General features: G+C 66.6%; 14 protein-coding genes. 9 read left to right on the forward strand and 5 right to left on the reverse strand.

What is annotated here, in order from left to right; translation table 11 throughout:
* Nucleotides 1–22: 22 nt before the first annotated feature.
* Nucleotides 23–2,101 (reverse strand): heavy metal translocating P-type ATPase, encoded by a 2,079-nt coding sequence (locus tag DZC73_RS20625; protein WP_124542488.1) that lies wholly within the window; start codon nucleotides 2,099–2,101, stop codon nucleotides 23–25.
* Between the two features lie 81 nt (nucleotides 2,102–2,182).
* Between DZC73_RS20625 and DZC73_RS30340 the strand changes: the two genes are divergently transcribed.
* Both DZC73_RS30340 and cadR read left to right on the forward strand, forming a co-directional pair.
* The gene (locus tag DZC73_RS30340) at nucleotides 2,183–2,338 is read left to right on the forward strand and encodes a hypothetical protein (protein ID WP_161974676.1); all 156 of its coding nucleotides are present in this window, start codon (nucleotides 2,183–2,185) and stop codon (nucleotides 2,336–2,338) included.
* Between the two features lie 52 nt (nucleotides 2,339–2,390).
* Nucleotides 2,391–2,843, forward strand: a complete 453-nt coding sequence (gene cadR / locus DZC73_RS20630) for a Cd(II)/Pb(II)-responsive transcriptional regulator (protein WP_124542266.1) — start codon at nucleotides 2,391–2,393, stop codon at nucleotides 2,841–2,843.
* Between the two features lie 4 nt (nucleotides 2,844–2,847).
* On the opposite strand, the gene DZC73_RS20635 is transcribed toward cadR, so the two are convergent.
* The 3 genes from DZC73_RS20635 to DZC73_RS20645 form a co-directional block, all read right to left on the reverse strand.
* Nucleotides 2,848–4,113 (reverse strand): response regulator, encoded by a 1,266-nt coding sequence (locus DZC73_RS20635; RefSeq protein ID WP_124542267.1) that lies wholly within the window; start codon nucleotides 4,111–4,113, stop codon nucleotides 2,848–2,850.
* 81 nt (nucleotides 4,114–4,194) lie between these two features.
* Nucleotides 4,195–5,358 carry a sensor histidine kinase gene (locus tag DZC73_RS20640; protein WP_124542268.1) on the reverse strand — a complete coding sequence of 388 codons (1,164 nt, stop codon included), beginning with the start codon at nucleotides 5,356–5,358 and terminating at the stop codon, nucleotides 4,195–4,197.
* A 1-nt stretch (nucleotide 5,359) separates the two neighbouring features.
* Nucleotides 5,360–5,767 (reverse strand): response regulator, encoded by a 408-nt coding sequence (locus tag DZC73_RS20645; protein WP_124542269.1) that lies wholly within the window; start codon nucleotides 5,765–5,767, stop codon nucleotides 5,360–5,362.
* Between the two features lie 310 nt (nucleotides 5,768–6,077).
* On the opposite strand from DZC73_RS20645, the gene DZC73_RS20650 reads away from it, so the two are divergent.
* The 7 genes from DZC73_RS20650 to DZC73_RS29775 all read left to right on the forward strand — a co-directional run bounded on the left by DZC73_RS20650 (nucleotide 6,078) and on the right by DZC73_RS29775 (nucleotide 11,448).
* Nucleotides 6,078–6,305, forward strand: a complete 228-nt coding sequence (locus DZC73_RS20650) for a hypothetical protein (RefSeq protein ID WP_235835221.1) — start codon at nucleotides 6,078–6,080, stop codon at nucleotides 6,303–6,305.
* A 90-nt stretch (nucleotides 6,306–6,395) separates the two neighbouring features.
* Nucleotides 6,396–7,172, forward strand: coding sequence for an alpha/beta fold hydrolase (locus DZC73_RS20655; protein ID WP_124542271.1), 777 nt, complete (start codon nucleotides 6,396–6,398; stop codon nucleotides 7,170–7,172).
* An 11-nt stretch (nucleotides 7,173–7,183) separates the two neighbouring features.
* Nucleotides 7,184–7,399, forward strand: a complete 216-nt coding sequence (locus tag DZC73_RS20660; RefSeq protein WP_124542272.1) for a hypothetical protein — start codon at nucleotides 7,184–7,186, stop codon at nucleotides 7,397–7,399.
* A 19-nt stretch (nucleotides 7,400–7,418) separates the two neighbouring features.
* Entirely contained in the window at nucleotides 7,419–8,174 is a 756-nt protein-coding gene (locus DZC73_RS20665) for a S1 family peptidase (RefSeq protein WP_124542273.1), read from the forward strand.
* A 72-nt stretch (nucleotides 8,175–8,246) separates the two neighbouring features.
* Nucleotides 8,247–10,670, forward strand: coding sequence for a catalase (locus DZC73_RS20670; protein WP_124542274.1), 2,424 nt, complete (start codon nucleotides 8,247–8,249; stop codon nucleotides 10,668–10,670).
* 77 nt (nucleotides 10,671–10,747) lie between these two features.
* Nucleotides 10,748–11,278, forward strand: a complete 531-nt coding sequence (locus DZC73_RS20675) for a hemerythrin domain-containing protein (RefSeq protein WP_235835222.1) — start codon at nucleotides 10,748–10,750, stop codon at nucleotides 11,276–11,278.
* 11 nt (nucleotides 11,279–11,289) lie between these two features.
* A complete protein-coding gene (locus DZC73_RS29775; RefSeq protein ID WP_161974677.1) occupies nucleotides 11,290–11,448 on the forward strand; it encodes a hypothetical protein in 159 nt (52 codons plus the stop codon).
* 65 nt (nucleotides 11,449–11,513) lie between these two features.
* Here the strand turns inward: DZC73_RS29775 and DZC73_RS20680 are convergent, their stop codons facing one another.
* Entirely contained in the window at nucleotides 11,514–12,803 is a 1,290-nt protein-coding gene (locus tag DZC73_RS20680; protein WP_124542275.1) for an O-acetylhomoserine aminocarboxypropyltransferase/cysteine synthase family protein, read from the reverse strand.
* Between the last annotated feature and the right edge of the window lie 16 nt (nucleotides 12,804–12,819).

Here is a 12,819-nt window from a genome sequence, read left to right on the forward strand (position 1 = left end):
CCCGAGGCCGCGGCGGGTGTCTTCAGCGCGAGCCGACGCCTCGCAGCAGTCGCAGCCCGTTGAACACCACCAGCAGGCTCGCGCCCATGTCGGCGAACACCGCCATCCACATGGTCGCGCTGCCGAACACCGCGAGCACGAAGAACACCGCCTTGATGCCCAGCGCCAGCGCGATGTTCTGCCGCAGCACCGAGAAGGTCCGCTTCGACAGGCGGATGGTCTCGGGAACCTTGCGCAGGTCGTCGTTCATGATGAGCACGTCGGCCGCTTCCTTGGCCGTGTCGGTGCCGGCCGCGCCCATGGAAAAGCCGACGGCTGAGGCGGCGAGGCTGGGCGAATCGTTGACGCCGTCGCCCACCATGCCGACCTGCTGGCTGCTGCCCAGCTCGGTGATGACACGGTGCTTGTCGTGCGGCAGCAGGTTCGCCTGGACCTCGTCGATGCCCACCTGTCGGGCGATGGCTTGCGCGGTCGATGGGTTGTCGCCGGTGAGCATGAGGGTGCGCACGCCGAGCGCCTTCAGCGCCTCGATGGCCTGCCGGCTGCTGTCCTTGGCCGTGTCCGCCACGGCGAACAGCGCGAGCACGCCCTCGGCATCCGCGAGCAGCGACACGGTGCGGCCCTGCTCCTCGTGCTCATGCATGCGGGCTTCCAGTTCGGCAGAGCACAGGCCGCGATCGTGGATCCAGCGGTGGTTGCCGAGGATGTAGTCGCGACCATCGATCTTGCCGTGGATGCCCAGGCCCATGTCCGCGCCGAAGCCTTCAACATTGAGCGCTTCACCGTTCAAACCGGCGGCCACCGCCTTCGACACCGGATGGTCGGAGCGCGCCGCCAGGCTGCGTGCCACGCGCAAGACTTGCTGCTCCGGCAGGGCCTGCGTCAACACGGTTTGTGCGACCAACTGCGGCTTGCCTTCGGTCAAGGTGCCCGTCTTGTCCAGCGCGACCACGGTGAGCTTGCGCGCTTCTTCCAGGTAGACCCCGCCCTTGATGAGGATGCCTCGGCGAGCCGCCGCGGCCAACCCGCTCACGATGGTCACCGGCGTGGAGATCACCAGCGCACACGGGCAGGCGATGACCAGCAGCACCAGCGCCTTGTAGACGGCCGTCAGCCAGGGCCAGCCAAGCAGCATGGGCGTGGCCACCGCCACGGCGAGTGCCAGCACGAACACGGCCGGGGTGTAGACGGCGGCGAATCGATCGACGAAGCGCTGCGTCGGCGCGCGCTGGCCCTGCGCTTCTTCGACGGCGTGGATGATGCGGGCGAGCACCGTGTCCGCCGCCGGCTTGGTGACCTCGAACTCCAGCGACCCGCTCTGGTTGATGGTGCCGGCGAAGACCCCGTCGCCCGGTCCCTTGTCCACGGGGATGCTTTCGCCGGTCACGGGTGACTGGTCCACCGCCCCATGGCCGGCCGTGACTCGGCCGTCCAGGGCGAAGCGCTCGCCGGGTTTGACGCGGGCGATGGTGCCGACCGCGATGGTCTTCGCGTCGGCCAGGGCCCAGGAGCCATCCGCCAGCCGCACTTCCGACTGCTGCGGCGACAGCGACAGCAAGCCGGTGATGGCATGGCGCGCCCGCTCGACCGAGCGGGCTTCGATCAGCTCGGCCAGCGAGTACAGCGCCATCACCATGGCCGCCTCCGGCCATTGGCCGATGACGAACGCGCCGAGGACGGCCACGCTCATCAGGGCGTTGATGTTGAGCTGGGCACGCAGCAGCGCCGAGATGCCCTTGCGGAAGACCGACAGGCCCGACAGGCCGATGGCACCGGCGGCGACGGCCATGCCGACCACCTTCCACGCCATCGTGTCCGGCGCAAGGAAGTGGATTGCCTCCGCGGCCACGGCGACTGCGAGTGCGGCGACGAGGCGGATCAGTTCTGCACGTTGGGCCTGGGCTGTGTCCTCTGCGGCGGGCGGCGTGGACAGGGTCTGCGTCTGGAAACCCAGGGCCTGGATGGCGGCAATGACCGGTTGCCAGGAGTCGGCAGGCGCATCGACCACCAGCGAACGCGCCGGCAGGTTGAACTGCAGGCGAAGGCCGGGAAAGCGCTCCAGGGCGCGGCGGATCTGCCCTTCCTCGGTCGGGCAGTCCATGGCGGGGATGCGCAGCAGCAAGCCTTGGCCCGGCGGCAAGGACGGGGTGTCAGACACCTCGCTGGCCGCCCCGCAGCAGGCATGCTCGTGCGCATGCTCATCGGCGTGTGCGTCGCCATGCCCGTGGTGGTGGTGATCGTGCTCGTGGTGGCCGTGATCGTGTGCGTGGCCGTGCGCGTGGTGGTGGTGCGGCATGCGTGGGAATTTTTGCAGTCGGGGGTATTTGAATCCCTGTAGCTGCTACAGAGTCAAGCCCCTACACTGCCCTCTCGAACCGCCCGAGGTGCCCATGAAAATCGGTGAACTGTCCACCGCCTCTTCCACGCCCATCGAGACCATCCGCTACTACGAGCGGCAAGGCCTGCTGCCGCTCCCGGCACGCACCCAGGGCAACTTCCGCGACTACGAGCAGCCGCACCTGGAGCGGCTGCAGTTCATCCGCTACTGCCGCAGCCTGGACATGTCGCTGGACGAGGTGCGCGTGCTGCTGCGCTTCAAGGATGAGCCGGGCACCGACTGCGGCGACGTGAACGAGCTGATCGATGAGCACATCGGCCATGTCTCGCAGCGCATCAAGGAACTGCGGGCGCTGGAGAAGCAGCTCAAGGACCTGCGGCTGCGCTGCGGCACCGTTCGCGCCGCGGATGAATGCGGCATCCTCGCGGGGCTGTCGCAGGCCGCGCAGGAGCCACTGCCCACCAGCCGCGACCGCAAGCACCTGAGGTCGGTGCACGGCCACTGAACGTTCAGTGCAGCGTGACGAAGCGGCGCAGCACGCGCCCCATCGCCTGGAGGCCAATGGGCTTGGACAGGCACTCGTCGAAGCCTTCCTGCACGCACTGCGTGCGCAGCTCGGCCGACCACGCCGCGGTCAGCGCAATGATCGAAAACGGCGCGATGGCGCCTTCGCGCTGAAGTTCTCGCAGGGCGGCACATGCCTTCCTGCCGTCCAGCCCCGGCATTTGCAGATCCATCAGGACAGCAGCCGGCGCGCACTCGCGGCACGACGCGATCGCATCGAATCCATCGGCCGCGGTGTGGACGCCATAGCCCTGGGCTTCCACCATGGCGCGGCCGACCAGCAGGTTCGATGGCACGTCATCGACGATCAGGATCAACGGCGGCAGTTCCACCTGCTGCCCGCCCCACGGCTGCAGGGCGACCCTCGGTGCCGCGGCGGAGCTGGTGAACTGCTGCATGTCGTGCGGACTGAACGGCAGCACACGCACTTCGAAGCCCGGAGGGCCCTGCGCGCGCTCCAGCTCGCATGATCCGGCGACCACCGCGTAGATCAGCCGCGTCTGCTCTTGCCGCAGGATCGACAACAAGACGGCGGTGTCTGGCTTGGCCATGCCGTCTTCCACGACGATCAGCAGGCCCGGCAGCGGGCCTTGCCGTGAGCGCAAGTGATCCACGGCCAAGCCGCAGGAATCGAAGAGGCTGACGAGCCAGCCCAGCCGCCTGAAGCGCTTGCTCCATGCCCGCGCGAGGAAGGAATCTGCATTGACCACCCAGGCGCCGGCGTCGGCGGCATCCGGGGCCGGCGTGGTTTCGGCCTGCGCTGCGTCGAGCTTGAACGTCATGCTCAGCAGCAGGCCCTCGTGGTGCAGCACACGCAAGTCCACGACGGCGCCCAGGATCGGACACTGCCCCCAACCGACTTGCTCGTCGTGCCGGCGGTAGGCGGCCTGTGGCACCAGTCCCAGCTCCAGCATGGCGCGGTCCACGGCCTGATGATCGGAAACCTGCCCAAGGCCCGTTGCTTCGATCCGGACGCACTCATCGGCCGTGCCCATGGATTCCACCGCTGCCCGGACCTGGAACGAACCTGCATTCATGAGATTCACCACGCTCATCAGCACGCGATGCAGGCTCCTGGCCAGCGGTTCGGGCCCGGGCAAGGAAATGGGCGAAGTCGTGCAGTCGAAGCCAAAGCCCAGGCCCTTGGAGCGCAAGAGCGGCACCATCCGCCGCACGGAGACGGTGAACACTTCGGCGAAATCGGTCGTCATGGGAAACCCCGGATGGGTCCGCAGCGCGGCTTGCAGGCGAGCAACGGCAAGCCGCGTGCCGCCCTCACCCGCGCCCGCGCCTCAGTGAACGCCCAGAGACCCGAATGCCGAGTCGCGCGCGCCGGCAAACGACACGGGAAGCACGATCGAGAATCTTGTTCCCTCCGCGGGCGTGGACAACGCGCGTACGCTGCCGCCGTGCGCCAGCGCGATCTCCTTGACGATGAACAGGCCCAATCCGAGGCTGGAGCCGGTCTTGTCCTTGTCGGTGCCGCGCACGAGAGGCTGGAAGAACAGGTTCAATTGTTCGGGGCTGATCACGGGGCCTTCGTTCTGCACGGTAACGACGACCTCGTCCCGGGCGTCGTTGGAGACGCTGACGCGCACCGGCTTGTCGTGGTCCCCGTACTTCATGGCGTTGTTGATCAGGTTGGTCAGCGCCTGGGTGATGCGGTTTTCATCCCAAACGCCTCTTGCGTGGCCTGACAGCGTCAGCTCCAGAGTGCGATCCGCGAAGGTCGAGCGGGCATCGTGAACAACGCGCTCGCACAGCACGTCCATGTCCATCGGCGACGGTCGAACGCGGATCCCGCCTCGCGTTTCGCTGCGCACGAAGTCCAGCATGTCGTTGAGGATGTTCTCGATGCGTCCGGCAGACCGCAGGGTGCGATCCACTGCATCGGGCAGGACACGATCCAGATCGGCCGCCTTGCGCATGGCGTGAGCAGAAGCGACGATCGTGCCCAGCGGGGTGCGCAGTTCGTGGCTCAGCACGCCCATGAACATGGTCCGGTCGTTCGCTGCGGCCATCGCGAAGTAAAGCACCGATTCAGCCAGCGCCTGGTCCACCCCCTCGTTGAACCGGATCAGCTCCTCGATTTCATCAGCGCCCAGCGCCGGGCCCGACGCAAGCCACAGGCGCACGACCGACGCCCTCAGCGCCCGGTACTCCGCCACCGCCTGGTGAACGTAGAAGCCCAGGCCCGCCCGTTGCGCGCCATGCTCTTCCGCAGCTGTCAGCGCGGGGCTCACCCGGACTGCCCGGCCTTTCGACTTTTCGGCCTGCTGGTTCTCGGTCTGCGGACGCCTCATGTCGACGACGAAGGTGCGCAGCATCTGCGCCGCATGGTCGCGCAGCGTGTTGCTGTCCATCTTGGCCGCCGCGGGCGTCAGCGTCCGGGCGAAAGCCTCGTACTCCGAAGCGATCACCTCGATGTGCGCGGCTATGAAGTCTGCAAGGCCCATGTCATGCGGCGGCGTGGTTGGAGGCGACGCCGATGAGCCACTGTACGAGCATTGCCGGGTCAGCGGGCTTGAGCACAACGTCCAAAAAGCGGGTATCGGCCCGAGCCTGTTCAATGAGCTCCGGACTGCCGCTGACGGCCATGATGGACGGAAGGTTGTTGGGGAACAGCCGCTGCATGGCATCGGCCGCATCGAAGCCCGTCTCGGGAGGGATGCGAAGGTCCAGCAGCACGGCGTCAGGCCGGTGTACCCGTGCGATGGCAACGGCCTGCGACACGGTGTAGGCCGCAGACGCGTCCCATCCGGCCGCCATGTTGAGGAATTCGCAAAGGGAGTTGGCGTAGTCGACGTTGTCATCGACGATCAGAACCCTCAAGCGGGCGGGCTTGGAGAGCGAAGAGTCGGTCATTCACCGCTCAGGCAAGCGGCGCGCCCAAAGTCGACGATCCGGCACACATCGTTAGCAAGAATCAATCGGCAAGGCATACCGTTGATTTCGGCACTTCCTATCGGTGCCGCCTGGGGAAGTGCCCCGCTTCAAGCCGCCCTTCGCCCCGATCAGTAACGCTTGCCGACTCCACGGCGCACAGGGCGCTGCCGGCTGTCGATGCATCGGTGTCAAATGTGCAGGCGCGGTGCTATGGTGACTGCAAAGGAGCTTTACCATCACTACCCAAACTCTCTCCACCAGCACCCACGCAGCCCAGCCGATCGCCTTCGTGAGACCATCGACTTCACCCAGGCGCGACCACCTGCGCGCGACCTTGCTGTCTGCGGTCGACCTGCTCTACCGTCGCCGCGCCGACTTGATCGGCGACGGCACCATTGGCGACTACGTGGCATTGCACTGGCTGGAATGGAACGGCGGCGCCTTGCGCCTCACCGTGACCGGGCAGAACGTCTGCGATCAGCTCAAGGCAGAAAGCCGCGAACTTCAGGAACAGTGACCAGGGGGAGGTACGGCGCCTGCTCTTGGCATTCAAGCTTCCGACCAACGCGGCTGCCCCGTGGCAGCCCCCTGCCTTCCTTGGAGAACCATGAGCACCTTGCCAGCCTTTCCTTCCGTCAGTGCGCCCGCGTGGCGCCTGCTTGGCGCCGAACCGGCGCGTGCGGTCATCGAGTACGCGGCCATGCGGCTGATGAACAAGACCGCCCTGCCCCGCGGCGACGGGCATGCCGTCGTCATATTTCCAGGCCTGGCCACCAACCACCACGCCGTCGCGCCGCTCAAGGGCTTCTGCACCGAACTGGGCTACGCGGCGTACGACTGGGACCGCGGATTCAACACCGGGCCGCGAGGAGAACTCGAAGCATGGCTGGACGATCTCGCGCAGCACGTGCTTGAACTCACCCGCGCCCATCCGGAACCGGTGAGCCTGATCGGCTGGAGCCTGGGCGGCATCTACGCCCGGGAGATCGCCAAGAAGCTTGCTTCGCGGGTGAGGCAGGTCATCACCATCGGAACGCCGTTCGCGGGCTCTGCCGAGCAAACGCACGCCAGCGGCATCTACCGTTTGCTCAGTGGCCAGGACCCGGTGATTCCCGCGGGCATGATGAAGCGGCTGCGCACGGCCCCCGATGTGCCGACCACCTCCATCTTCAGCCGCAGCGACGGCATCGTCGCGTGGCAGACCTGCATCCAGGAAGCGGACGCGCCGCACACCGAGAACATCGAAGTCGATGGCAGCCACTGCGGTCTAGGCTGGAACCCGCAGGTGCTGTCCATCATTGCCGACAGGCTGCAGCAGCCGATGGGCGCGTGGCAGCGCCACGAGAGCGCCAGTTCCTTCGAGCAGGCCACGGCCTGCACCTGAGGAGATCCCACATGGCCAACCCCTGGCTGAAGAAGAATCCGTTCATGAGCATGTGGCTGAGCAGCGTGAATGCCGCCGCGGGCTCGATGCGCGGCCACGCACTGGGTCAGGCGAAACGCCAGGCCTCCACGGCCATGACCCAAGGCGCCAACAACATCTTCGAGGCCTGGGCGGCCGCCCTGGTGCCCAAACCCCCGGCCAAGAGCCGCAAGCGCAAACGCCGATAGAAAGGCATCGGACCATCCCATGATCGAACCCTTGTTGCTGACCACGACGCGCGTCTCGACGTTCAATGACGCGCAGCTCCTCACCGGAGCCACGGGCTTCTTCTTCGAGCGAGAGGGCCGCCTCTTCCTCGTGACGAGCCGGCACGTCGTCTTCGACAAGCCGACGAGTCATTTTCCGAACCGCATCGAGATCGAATTGCATGCCGACGCGGCCAACCTGACGCGCTCCATCGGCCTGTCGGTGCTGCTGTACAAGGATGGCAAGAGCGTGTGGCGCCAGGGCAAGGATGACGGCGGCGAGATCGACGTGGCGGTCATCGAGATCGATCGCCGAGCCCTTCCTGGGGCCGTGGCGCTGGAGTGCTTCACGCCGGCCCATCTGCAGCGCTCGCTGGACGAGGTGGAGGTCGGCAGTTCGCTGCTGGTGGTGGGCTTCCCGCTGGGTTTCCACGACACCCTTCATCACTTGCCCGTGGTGCGGCAGGCCGTCATTGCGTCGTCGTTCGGACTGCGCTTCCAGGGCCAGGGCTACTTCCTCACCGACGCTCGCACGCACCGGGGGACCAGCGGCGCGCCGGTGGTCCTGCGCGGCAGCGAGAAGGACCGGCTGCCCTGGAAACTGCTGGGCGTCCACTCATCGCGGATGGACATGGAAAGCCGGGACCAGCAGCAAGACGAGTCGCTCGGGCTCAACTGCGCCTGGTATGCCGACATCCTGATGACGCTCACCGATCCGGACGCCCGCGTCGAATCCATCGCCACGCCGGCTCGCTGAAGCGCGGGAGCGCTGATTGCATTGGCCTCACCTGTCCCCGGCACGTTGCCGGGCCCAGCCATGAAGGTCAACATGAAAAAGTCAGAGCCCAAGACAACTCGCGCGGCCAGCAGCGATGCCTCGTCCACCAAGAAGGTCGCTGCCAAGGCCGCCTCGCGCAACACCGCCAGCGGCCCGTCGCATCCGGCGGACGGGCCAGCGGGAGACTTGCCTTCGGCAAAGGCTGCCGGCGTTCAGGCACTCGCCGCGGCCATCCCGTTCAATGCCAACAAGCCTCTCGAAATCGGCCGGGAACACGCGATCGCCCCGCCCGAAGGACAGACAGCCGAGCCCACGTCACCGCTCGTCACCGGCAGCACCCTGAGCGAGGCCAATGCCTCCGGCAAGGCCGGCGACGGCCGTCCCTTGCCTGGCGTGAATGCGACCATCCAGTCGCTGGACCGCGTGCGCACCGACGCAAGCGCCCAGATGCTCACGACCAACCAGGGCGTGGCCGTCGGCGACAACCAGAACTCGCTGAAGGCGGGACTGCGCGGTCCGACACTGCTCGAAGACTTCATCCTTCGCGAGAAGATCACCCACTTCGACCACGAGCGCATTCCCGAGCGCATCGTGCATGCACGGGGTTCGGCCGCGCACGGGTACTTCGAATGCACGAAGGCCGTTCCCGAACTGACGCGGGCCGCACCGTTCCAGGAAGTCGGCAAGCGCACCCCGACGTTTGTGCGTTTTTCAACCGTGGCCGGCGAGCGCGGCTCGTTCGACACCGCACGCGACGTGCGCGGCTTCGCCGTCAAGTTCTACACCGATGAAGGCAACTGGGACCTGGTGGGCAACAACATGCCGGTGTTCTTCATCCAGGACGCGATGAAGTTCCCCGACCTCGTGCACGCGGTCAAGCCTGAGCCGCACAACGCCATGCCGCAGGCCGCCTCGGCACACGACACCTTCTGGGACTTCGTGTCGCTGATGCCCGAATCGACACACATGCTGATGTGGGTGATGTCCGATCGCGCGATCCCACGCAGCTACCGCATGATGCAAGGCTTCGGCGTGCACAGCTTCAGGCTGGTCAATGCCGATGGCGAGTCCGTGTTCGTGAAGTTCCACTGGCAGCCCGTGCTCGGCACCCATTCGCTGGTATGGGACGAAGCGGTGAAGATCAGTGGTGCCGATCCTGACTTCCATCGTCGCGACCTGTGGGAAGCCATCGAGGCCGGCGACTACCCCGAATGGGAGCTCAACCTGCAGGTCTTCACCGAGGAGCAGGCCGAGCAGTTCAGCTTCGACGTGCTGGACGCGACCAAGCTCATTCCCGAGGAACTGGTGCCGCTCGTGCCCGTGGGCCGACTGGTGCTGAACCGCAACCCTGACAACTTCTTCGCCGAGACCGAGCAGGTGGCCTTCTGCACCGCGCACGTGGTGCCGGGCATCGATTTCAGCAACGACCCGCTGCTGGCCGGCCGCATCCACTCTTACGTGGACACGCAGATCACCCGGCTGGGCGGGCCGAACTTCCACGAGATCCCGATCAACACGCCGCTGGCGGCCGTGCACAACAACCAGCGCGACGGGCTGCATCGCCAGGCCATCCATCGCGGGCGAGTCGCGTACGAGCCGAATTCGCTGGCCGGAGGGTGCCCGTTCCAGGCCGGGACCAAGGGGTTCGTGTCGTTCCCGCAGCCGGTGCAGGAAGACAAGCTGCGCGGCAAGCCCGAGAAGTTCGCAGACCACTACACCCAGGCCCGGCTCTTCTTCGAGAGCCAGACGGACGTCGAGAAGCATCACATCGCGGCGGCTTTCCGCTTCGAGCTGAGCAAGGTGACCGTCCCGGCGATCCGCGTGCGCATGCTCGCCTCGCTGGCCAATGCGTCGCAGGAGTTGGCGGCCGCGGTGGCCGACGGCCTGGGCATGGAGCTGCCCGAGCCGCTGCCCCGCGCCATGGAGAACCCGCCCACACCGGAGGTCACCACATCGCCGGCGTTGTCGCTCATGGCCCGTCCCGGCAACGCCGGCATCCGCAGCCGCAAGATCGCCATCCTCGTGGCCGACGGCGTCGAAGGCGAATCCATCGCCGCCCTGCAGGCGGCACTGGCCGAGGAAGGTGCCGTGCCACGGCTGGTCGGCATCCGCGTGGGACGCGTCGTCACGGCGTCGGGCGCAGCGATCGAGGCCGACGCCTCGATGGAAAACTCGCCCTCGGTGCTGTTCGACGCCCTGGTGCTCCCTGATGGCGAAGAGGCCGTCCGGCTGCTGGCGCGCGATGGGCACACGGTCGACTTCGTGAAGGACCAGTACCGGCACTGCAAGACCATCCTGGCCATCGGCGCCTCCGAGGCCTTGCTCGCCAAGGCCGGCATTCCCCCTCCCAGTGACACCGACACCGGGCTCGCCGTGGCCAGCGCGGACGACGTCTCGGCGGCAGCCAGTTGGTTCATCGAGGCCGTGGGCATGCACAGGCACACGGCCCGTGACAGCGACCCGCCAGTCGTTTGACAGAAATATGCCGAGACCGGTATGCCGCTTGCCATCGTTCATGACGGCGCACGTTGCGTTGATTTGGAGATAGTCCCATGTCCATGACCAAGAACCGCTCGGTTGCGAGCAAGACAGCGAGCAAGTCGTCCACCAGGAAGTCCAGTGCGTCTGCCGACGCCATTCGGCTGCTGACCACCGACCACGAAGAGGTCAAGCAGATGTTCGCGGCCTACGACGACCTCGTCGAGGCCGAAGCTGAAGACGAAGAGCGGCAGGCGCTTGCCACGCAGATCTGCGAAGCGCTCACCATCCACGCCACCGTGGAAGAGGAACTGTTCTACCCGGCTGCTCGCGCGGAGCTGGAAGAACAGGACCTGCTGGACGAGGCGGAAGTGGAGCACGCCAGCGCCAAGGACCTGATTGCACAGATCCAGTCCATGTCCCCGTCTGACGACCTGTACGACGCGAAGGTCAAGGTCCTGGGCGAGTACATCGACCACCACGTGCAGGAAGAGGAAGGCGAGATGTTCCCCAAGGTGCGCAAGTCCAGCATCGACCTGGTGGCGCTGGGCGAAGAGATGCTCACGCGCAAGCAGGAACTGGGCGCTGAAGTCGAAACCAACTGAAAGGAAACAGCATGTCCAAGTCCGGCCAACAGGCCACCAAGGCCGATCGCGGCGGCCAGCGCGCTGACAAGACAGCGAAACCCGCACCCTCGTCGACTCCGTCCGCCAAGGACAAGGAAAAGGAAAAGTCGCCTTCGAAGAAGTCCGACGGTGGAACGGCCAAGCGATAGCGGCCGCGCGAGTGCCGGGGCATGCGGGCGACGCTGCGAGGGCAGTGTCGCCTGCGGCCTCGGCGTCAGGCCTGCGCCAAGGCCTGGTCCAGGTCCGCCCTGAGGTCGTCGATGTGCTCGATGCCAAGGGACAGGCGCACCGTGTCTTCCGACACCCCTGCCTTGTCCAGTTCGGCGGGCGACAACTGGCGATGCGTCGTGGAGGCCGGATGCGTGGCCAGCGATTTCGCGTCGCCGATGTTGACCAGGCGCGTGAACAGCTGCAGTGCATCCAGGAACCGCGCACCCGCCTCGCGCCCGCCCTTGACCCCGAAGGTGAGGATGCCCGACGCCTTGCCGGACAGGTACTTGCGGACCAGCCCGTGGTCGGGGTGCCCCTCCAGTCCTGCATAGTTCACCCAGCCCACCTTGGGATGCCGCAACAAGTGCTCGGCCACGGCGAGCGCGTTGTCGCTGATGCGATCGACGCGCAGCGCCAGGGTCTCGATGCCCTGCAGGATCAGGAAGGCATTGAACGGCGAGATCGCCGCGCCCGTGTTGCGCAGCGGCACGACCCGCGCCCGGCCAATGTAGGCCGCGGCGCCCAGCGCCTCGGTGTAGACCACGCCGTGGTAGCTCACGTCGGGCTCGTTCAGGCGCTTGAAACGCTCCTTGTGCTGGGCCCACGGGAACTTGCCCGAGTCGATGATCGCGCCGCCGACGCTGTTGCCATGGCCGCCCAGGTACTTGGTCAGCGAATGCACGACGATGTCCGCCCCATGCTCGATCGGCCGGCTGAGGTAGGGCGAAGGCACTGTGTTGTCCACGATCAGCGGCACGCCGTGCGCATGCGCGATGCCGGCCACCCGGCCGATGTCCGTGACGTTGCCTTGCGGATTGCCCAGCGATTCGACGAAGACCGCCTTGGTGCGCGAGTCGATGAGCGGCTCGAACGATGCCGGGTCGCGGTGGTCCGCGAAGCGCACGGTGATGCCGTACTGCGGCAAGGTATGGGCGAACAGGTTGTAGGTGCCGCCATAGAGCGCCGTGGAGGCCACGATGTTGTCGCCGGCCTCGGCGATCGTGAGGATCGAATAGGTCACCGCCGCTTGCCCCGAGGCCAGCGCGAGCGCCGCCACGCCGCCTTCCAGCGCGGCCAGGCGCTGCTCCAGGACGTCCTGGGTCGGGTTCATGATGCGGGTGTAGATGTTGCCCGGCACCTTCAGGTCGAACAGGTCGGCGCCGTGCTGCGCGTTGTCGAAGGCATAGGCCACCGTCTGGTAGATCGGCACGGCCACCGAGCGGGTGGTCGGGTCAGGCTGGTAGCCGGCATGGACGGACTTGGTTTCGAAACGCCAGTTCTCGCCGCGTGTCATGGGTGCACTCCCTGGG

The sequence above is a fragment of the Rhizobacter terrae genome, assembly GCF_003852895.1.
Taxonomy (GTDB): domain Bacteria; phylum Pseudomonadota; class Gammaproteobacteria; order Burkholderiales; family Burkholderiaceae_C; genus Albitalea; species Albitalea terrae.

Bases quoted from the DNA above. Each gene is read 5' to 3' on its own strand.
- DZC73_RS20625 (WP_124542488.1), bottom strand. From the start codon at position 2,101: ATGGACTGCCCGACCGAGGAAGGGCAGATCCGCCGCGCCCTGGAGCGC.
- DZC73_RS30340 (WP_161974676.1), top strand. From the start codon at position 2,183: ATGCTCGTGCGCATGCTCATCGGCGTGTGCGTCGCCATGCCCGTGGTG.
- cadR (WP_124542266.1), top strand. From the start codon at position 2,391: ATGAAAATCGGTGAACTGTCCACCGCCTCTTCCACGCCCATCGAGACC.
- DZC73_RS20635 (WP_124542267.1), bottom strand. From the start codon at position 4,113: ATGACGACCGATTTCGCCGAAGTGTTCACCGTCTCCGTGCGGCGGATG.
- DZC73_RS20640 (WP_124542268.1), bottom strand. From the start codon at position 5,358: ATGGGCCTTGCAGACTTCATAGCCGCGCACATCGAGGTGATCGCTTCG.
- DZC73_RS20645 (WP_124542269.1), bottom strand. From the start codon at position 5,767: ATGACCGACTCTTCGCTCTCCAAGCCCGCCCGCTTGAGGGTTCTGATC.
- DZC73_RS20655 (WP_124542271.1), top strand. From the start codon at position 6,396: ATGAGCACCTTGCCAGCCTTTCCTTCCGTCAGTGCGCCCGCGTGGCGC.
- DZC73_RS20660 (WP_124542272.1), top strand. From the start codon at position 7,184: ATGGCCAACCCCTGGCTGAAGAAGAATCCGTTCATGAGCATGTGGCTG.
- DZC73_RS20665 (WP_124542273.1), top strand. From the start codon at position 7,419: ATGATCGAACCCTTGTTGCTGACCACGACGCGCGTCTCGACGTTCAAT.
- DZC73_RS20670 (WP_124542274.1), top strand. From the start codon at position 8,247: ATGAAAAAGTCAGAGCCCAAGACAACTCGCGCGGCCAGCAGCGATGCC.
- DZC73_RS20675 (WP_235835222.1), top strand. From the start codon at position 10,748: ATGTCCATGACCAAGAACCGCTCGGTTGCGAGCAAGACAGCGAGCAAG.
- DZC73_RS29775 (WP_161974677.1), top strand. From the start codon at position 11,290: ATGTCCAAGTCCGGCCAACAGGCCACCAAGGCCGATCGCGGCGGCCAG.
- DZC73_RS20680 (WP_124542275.1), bottom strand. From the start codon at position 12,803: ATGACACGCGGCGAGAACTGGCGTTTCGAAACCAAGTCCGTCCATGCC.